This is a genomic window from Methylobacterium sp. J-026 (assembly GCF_022829585.1).
Classification (GTDB): domain Bacteria; phylum Pseudomonadota; class Alphaproteobacteria; order Rhizobiales; family Beijerinckiaceae; genus Methylobacterium.
The window spans coordinates 1-5715 of the sequence record NZ_JAKSYC010000107.1; the positions used below are offsets into that span (position 1 = coordinate 1).

The 5715-nt window shown below is 61.9% G+C and carries 7 protein-coding genes and 1 pseudogene; 5 read left to right on the forward strand and 3 right to left on the reverse strand.

Annotation, left to right across the window (positions count from 1 at the left end):
* A pseudogene (locus MKK69_RS10300) lies at positions 1-320 on the forward strand (hypothetical protein); the annotation flags it as partial.
* Between the two features lie 378 nt (positions 321-698).
* On the opposite strand, the gene MKK69_RS10305 reads toward MKK69_RS10300, so the two are convergent.
* Positions 699-965, reverse strand: coding sequence for a hypothetical protein (locus tag MKK69_RS10305; RefSeq protein ID WP_243967697.1), 267 nt, complete (start codon positions 963-965; stop codon positions 699-701).
* A 269-nt stretch (positions 966-1234) separates the two neighbouring features.
* Here MKK69_RS10305 and MKK69_RS10310 point away from each other — a divergent pair, with 269 nt between their 5' ends.
* The 3 genes from MKK69_RS10310 (at position 1235) to MKK69_RS10320 (ending at position 2816) form a co-directional block, all read left to right on the forward strand.
* Complete coding sequence (locus MKK69_RS10310; protein ID WP_243967698.1) at positions 1235-1804, forward strand: ParA family protein; 570 nt, start codon at positions 1235-1237, stop codon at positions 1802-1804.
* A gap of 322 nt (positions 1805-2126) precedes the next feature.
* Entirely contained in the window at positions 2127-2339 is a 213-nt protein-coding gene (locus tag MKK69_RS10315; RefSeq protein WP_243967699.1) for a hypothetical protein, read from the forward strand.
* A gap of 147 nt (positions 2340-2486) precedes the next feature.
* Complete coding sequence (locus MKK69_RS10320; protein ID WP_243967700.1) at positions 2487-2816, forward strand: hypothetical protein; 330 nt, start codon at positions 2487-2489, stop codon at positions 2814-2816.
* A gap of 1232 nt (positions 2817-4048) precedes the next feature.
* Here the strand turns inward: MKK69_RS10320 and MKK69_RS10325 are convergent.
* Together MKK69_RS10325 and MKK69_RS10330 are read right to left on the reverse strand one after the other, a co-directional pair.
* Entirely contained in the window at positions 4049-4285 is a 237-nt protein-coding gene (locus MKK69_RS10325; protein ID WP_243967701.1) for a hypothetical protein, read from the reverse strand.
* A 119-nt stretch (positions 4286-4404) separates the two neighbouring features.
* Positions 4405-4923, reverse strand: coding sequence for a MucR family transcriptional regulator (locus MKK69_RS10330; RefSeq protein WP_243967702.1), 519 nt, complete (start codon positions 4921-4923; stop codon positions 4405-4407).
* Between the two features lie 101 nt (positions 4924-5024).
* Here MKK69_RS10330 and MKK69_RS10335 point away from each other — a divergent pair, with 101 nt between their 5' ends.
* A complete protein-coding gene (locus tag MKK69_RS10335; protein WP_243967703.1) occupies positions 5025-5312 on the forward strand; it encodes a hypothetical protein in 288 nt (95 codons plus the stop codon).
* Positions 5313-5715: the final 403 nt, after the last annotated feature.

The window sequence follows — 5715 nt, forward strand, 5'->3', positions numbered from 1 at the left end:
CTTTTAGGCCAGCGAGGACCTCCGCAGCCTCCGCTAGCTCCGCCACTCTCGCCCTATTCCGCGCCGGTCCGACCGGCGGCCGCGACGGCGTCTCCGGCGGCCCCCACATCGCGTTCCTCAACCTCTTCCCCCCCGGCGCCGGCACGGTCAACGTCATAGACCTGTACGCCCACTACGTCCGCAACGGCCGCAGCCGGAGTGAGGTCGTCATCAACGCCGCCAGCAACTTTCCCGCCGTCTACAGCAGCGGCATCGGCCGCCGCTCCGACGAGTTCGCCGTCGTCCGCGCCGGCCTGAACTACAAGTTCGGCTCGTACTGAGATCCGGTCGCGCTGCTCCTGGCATCCGTACTGATATCAGCTCCAATGTTGTGATCTGGGGCTCAAAGTCCCAGTCCGGAATTACCTGAAGTTGAGTGAGGCTGCATTGTTTCGAATGCGGCCTCGCTTACGTTTACAGGCCGGTTGGCCACCTACCTCTTAATCACAATCCATTGAAACCACCGATGTTCTGGAAGGGACTCGCGTTTTTTCCCGACGGGCATGAGAGACGGCTCGGGAAATCGGCAATTTTCAGGCCGACCGAGAGCCAGTCGAAACTCAATTTAAGATACGACCGCGTCGCCGCCCCGCGCCGGCCTGGGCCTGCTGGAGCCGGTGCGGTCGCGCGTCATTAACCACGTCTACGCTAGCTTAGCGTCAAGGCATGTTGCTGGTTAAGAGGAGGTGTCGAACGTCGTCGCCGACTTGGTTGACGGCGCCGATCCGCTCGATCAGTTGGGCCGGCCGACTTCCGCGCAGGCCGGCCAGCGTCAGCCGCCCGTCGCGGACGTAGGTGTACGTGCCGCTGACTGCGAAGCCTGAGGTTTGGGCGACATGCTCAGCCAGTCCCGAACTCGCTATCCCGAAAGCATTGGACGTATAGAAGGTCCGCCGCTCCAGGGGCGAGGCGAACGCGATCTCCATGACCGCCACCAGACGCCGCTCATCGGGTACCGCGTGATCCACGTTCGAGGCAGGCGGGGCCGGCTCAGCGTTGTCGTAGGGTTCGGGTAGGTGAGCCGTACCTTCAAGACAACGGGCTCGGCTGCCAGCGAACGCGCCAGCGCGGTGATGCGCTCGCCGAACGCCGACGCGTCACGGTGCGCGGCGCCGAGGTGGACCTCGATCCTGTCGAGACCGTCGTCGCCGTTCGGTGACGGCTCCTCCACCCAGTCTAACAGGGTCGTAGAGCCATGCGGCAACGCATAGGTCACCGTGGCGGCGAACATGTTCTGCCCATCGGCGAACAGGATCGGGCAGGCCTCGTCGAAGGCCGCTTGGTCTTCTGCGGTTCGGAACCCGATCTCGACGCCCCCATCCAGCTCGCAATTCGGGCAGCTGTTCAAGCAGAACCCGGCCGGGATGGCGGGGCTGTGATGCGCGTCCTAACTCTCACTACCCAGAAGGGGGACTCCGGGGAGTTCACCCTGGCCGCCTCGCTTGCCGTCGCAGCGATGCAGGACGGAGAAACCGTTGCAGCGCTCGACACCGATCCGCAGGCGTCGCTCGCTGGCTGGGGGCGACGGCGCGAGGCAAATGGCCTGGACGTGCAGCGGGTGGAGCCCTCGGCCTTCGCCGGCACGCTAGGCCGGATCCGGGAAGCCGGCGCCGTCTCGCTGGTGATCGTCGACCCGCCTGGCCGGTTCGGGCCCGACGTCGCCCTGGTGCTGCGTGAAGCCAGCCTGAGCCTCCTGCCGGTGAAACCGTCCATCCTTCGACGTCGAGGCGGCGCGGCCGACAGTCGAGCAACTGCGGCTCCTTAAACGGCCCTTCGCCTTCGTTCTCAATCAATGCAACGCCACCACCCAGGCGCGGACGTTGGACGGCGCGACGGCGCTAGTGAGCACCGGAGCGCCTGCGCCTTCAATGGTAGCAACGCGCTCGAACTTCCTCGACTCGATGACGACGGGGCAGGGCGTCACGGAACTGGCGCCCAAGGGCAACGCAGCCGTCGAGGTCAGGTTGCTCTGGCAGTGGATCAAGGCGCAACTTGGAGGCGCGAAAGCATGAGCAAGAAACCGCGGCCGTCCATCAATGATCAGCTCGCCAGGATCGCCGTACAGGCGCCCTGCGGTGAGCCGACGCGTGACAGCAGGGCAACAGCTCCACGTGAAACCGTTACACAGTGACGATGTGGAAACGCAGTCGCGTGGCAACGTGGTATTTGGGCCTGCCGCAGACGAACCGGTCGGACCCGAGGGGTACAAGCGCCGCGTTCAGTACGAGAAGCCCCACGCCTCGATCTACGCGCACCCGAAAGTGTTCAAGGCGCTGCGCGAGATTGCGGCGGCCACCTGACTGCAAGCCGCACGACCTCTACATCGAGGGGCTGCGGATGGTCCTACGCCAGCACGGGCGAGACTTCGATGCCCTGAACCGGGGTGATTAGCGACGTGACCACGTGGTGACGTAACAACGTTGAGCAATCTTTCTCGAGGGCAGAGCGTGGTACGGTTCATCGTTGCACTCGTCCTGTGCGCTCTCCGGACGGTGGCACTCGCTGAAGAACCTAGCCCGGCTCCGCCTGATGCGATCTCGCGCCAAGCCCAGGTCGCGCAGGTCGCGCCTGGCATTGGCGACCACCCTAAAGAAACAGCCCCAGCTACCGTTCGGCCGGCGGAGGTCGCGGAGGAGGGGCGTGAGTTCTGGCCGGTCATCCACGGCTACCGGCTCAAGATCACGGACACCCTGGTGGCGGGCTTCACGGCGTTATTGACCGCCGTCACCTGGGGTCTCGAGTGGGCGACGCAGCGGCTCGTGCGCGGGGCCGATTAAACCGCAGAGCGGCAGCTTCGAGCGTACCTCGGCATCGACAAGAATGGCTTCAAGAACAATACCTATTTCGCCGAATACGAGATCACCTTTCGGAATTTCGGGACGACGCCACCCAACAATGTGCTCATCCGGCTCGACACCGACTTGAGGGACACCAACGACAATCGGCCCTTCACGATCGATTCCGATTTTCAGCCCTACGGCCCTCTATCGCCAACTCAATTCACGGTCGCATTGGCTAAAGAGGAGAGTTCGACACCGAGAAGTGGCACTCGATCTACAAAGGATCGTGGATTGTATACCTCTTCGGCGAAGTTCTGTAGGTGGACCGCTTCAGTCGCATGCGTTCGCTTAAATTCCGGTTTAGGACCGAGGCGCGCTTCGACTCGGTGAAGAAGGTAGAATTCAAGTTCTGCTCAGGCGGCAACGAAGCCACCTGACGTGACCACGTTGCCACGTGGTTCTCGGAGGCCACGAGACCGTTCTCGTCCGCATCATGTACCAGTCGGGGCACTGGGATCCGCGGACGGTGGTCGGCTACATCCGCCAGGCGAACGCCTTCAAAGGGCACTCGGGGGGGGCTGTAGAAACTGAGCTATGGGTTACGGCTCAGATTACATGTTTTACAGCCACAGCATCGCGACCGCCAGGACCGCGACCTGGAACGCGAGCATCACGCTAATGAGGGCTCTAGCATCGCGGTCGTAGAGCGCCGGGTCCTCGCGCTCTTTCCCGATCACGCCGGAGGAGCCGGCTGGGCGCGGCCGGAATAGGTGAACAGCATGCGCCCGGAGGCGTCAGTGACGGTGGCGATACGAGGGCGATCAGGCCTGCTCCCGTCGACCTCGTAGGTCGCTATCGTAATAGCGTCCGCCTCGTCCTTCGCTTGGTAAACTCGGGGCGCGCTCTGCGGCACCCCAACCTTCCCGATTCGATCGATCCTGACGCTGTATGCCATGTCCGACGCCTTCATATTGGAGGCCTGCGCTGGCGGCTCGGGAGGAGAAATTGCCAGCGCAGGCAGTGCCAAAGCCGTTGGTCCTCAGCGTTGACGCACCAACGTTGCACACGTTCAACATCTCAACTCGGAAATTTGACGACTTTTTAAAACTTAAAACAAAAAGCTGTCTTATTCTGATGATCTAACTCTGCTGTGGCAAGAAAAGCGCAAGACGCTCTTGAACGCGTGCGGCAATCAGATGCCGCGACGGAGCGGGTGTCCAGATATGCCCCTAGGGATTGATGAGCGGGCTGTGCTTATCGCCGCCTGCCTTGCCGGTCCCATCGTTGACGCCGGAGTTATGGGGGTTGACCTCGTGGTGCTGGTCGCGCGGCGGATCGGGATAGTCCTTGAGTGAGCGCCAGGGCGTGGCAGAGGTACCGAGGCGGAGAGCGCCAGGAAGACGGAACAGCCAGACCGCGAGCACCATCCACGGCACGACGAAGAACGCGAAAGCGGCCAGACCCATGGCGGTCCTCCAAGAGGTGCCTATTGGATCTATGGGGAGCAGCGGACAAGTTGTTCCTAATCCCACGGCTCTGGTTCAGCGTAGTCAAATGATTGAAGCAGAGGCCGGATTGATCGATCTTAAGCTTCTACAGGCTCCTTGACCCTTCGCGGTCGACCAGCATGCTTCGGCTTGTCGGAGACGATCGCCGCGGGCTCAGCAGCTTTCGCGGCCGCCGTTTTTCGCTGGCTGCCGAGGCCGAGGCTCTTGGCGAGCGCCGAGCGCTGCGCCGAGTAGCTTGCTGCTGTGGAGGGGTAGTCCCTAGGCAGGCCATAGCGCTCACGGTATTCCTCGATCGTCAGACCGTTGCCGGTGAGGTGGCGCTTCAACGTCTTGTACGGCCTGCCGTCGATGAAGCTGATCAGCGCGTCCGGCGTGATCGACTTGCGGATCTGGGCGGGTGTGAGCTTCTCAGTGGCCGAAGCAGCAAGTGCGCCAGTATTGCCAAGCCCCGTGAGCGCGGCGTGCGTACTGGCGATCAGCTCCGCCATATCGGCCGGTCGTACCGAATTTCTGGACACATAGGCCGAGACCAGGTCAACCGTGAGCTCTAAATAATCGGTGGCAGCAGCCTGGATGGTTTCTAGGTTCTCGTCCACGATGCACCTGCCTTTGTTGAAGACGCATATTCTGTGGACGGGTGTCAAAATGCAATCATATTCAAGAGCGAGTTTGTAAATCTGCTGCTATCGATACCGCGATGATGCAGGTTCCAGGCCTTGAAAGCGCTGCGCATATCATCGCCGAGAACGTAGCCTCGGCGTTCGTGTACGCGTGCGATGGCGCGGACTTTGACGATTTGTCCCGAGAGACCGTCGTAGCTCGCTTGTTGCGCGAAATCCTGTTTGTAATGCCAACTCGGTGCAGCAACACTCTGACTGCCGCGTGCAACCACGCCCTCGACAACACTGTCGGCGTGATGGGCCTCACTTGCCCTCGCGTCGAGGCAATCGACGCCAACGACGGCTCGGTGACGATGCGTTCATAATGAGGTGACGGGCCGGATCCCGTGACGACGTGGTTCGGCACTGCGCCGTTCGGCATCCGAGCCGGAGCGACGGATGCGATGTAGCACGTGAGCGAGTCGACGTGGGATCAATGAGTGCTGAGGGGGCGCTCTATAGAAGGCGGCCACGGTAGCGCGCCTTGCACCATTGGTCCAAGTTCAATTGGCTAACCCTGCGATTATTATCATCAGCTACAAAGATTTAAGGATCACGTGCCATCGTGATGATCTCATTTCAGTAGCACATCGTGATGTTAGAGCGCCGCGCCAAGCTTCGTGTAACGTCAACGTTGGAGGGACGCGCGTCGTTCGCGGGCACCCCCGTTCAATCCCCCTGCCTGGTGCTCAACCACAGCTCTAACGGCGCATGCATCCTGTTCGCCGC

Bases quoted from the DNA above. Each gene is read 5' to 3' on its own strand.
- MKK69_RS10310 (WP_243967698.1), top strand. From the start codon at position 1,235: ATGCGGCAACGCATAGGTCACCGTGGCGGCGAACATGTTCTGCCCATC.
- MKK69_RS10325 (WP_243967701.1), bottom strand. From the start codon at position 4,285: ATGGGTCTGGCCGCTTTCGCGTTCTTCGTCGTGCCGTGGATGGTGCTC.
- MKK69_RS10305 (WP_243967697.1), bottom strand. From the start codon at position 965: ATGGAGATCGCGTTCGCCTCGCCCCTGGAGCGGCGGACCTTCTATACG.
- MKK69_RS10335 (WP_243967703.1), top strand. From the start codon at position 5,025: ATGATGCAGGTTCCAGGCCTTGAAAGCGCTGCGCATATCATCGCCGAG.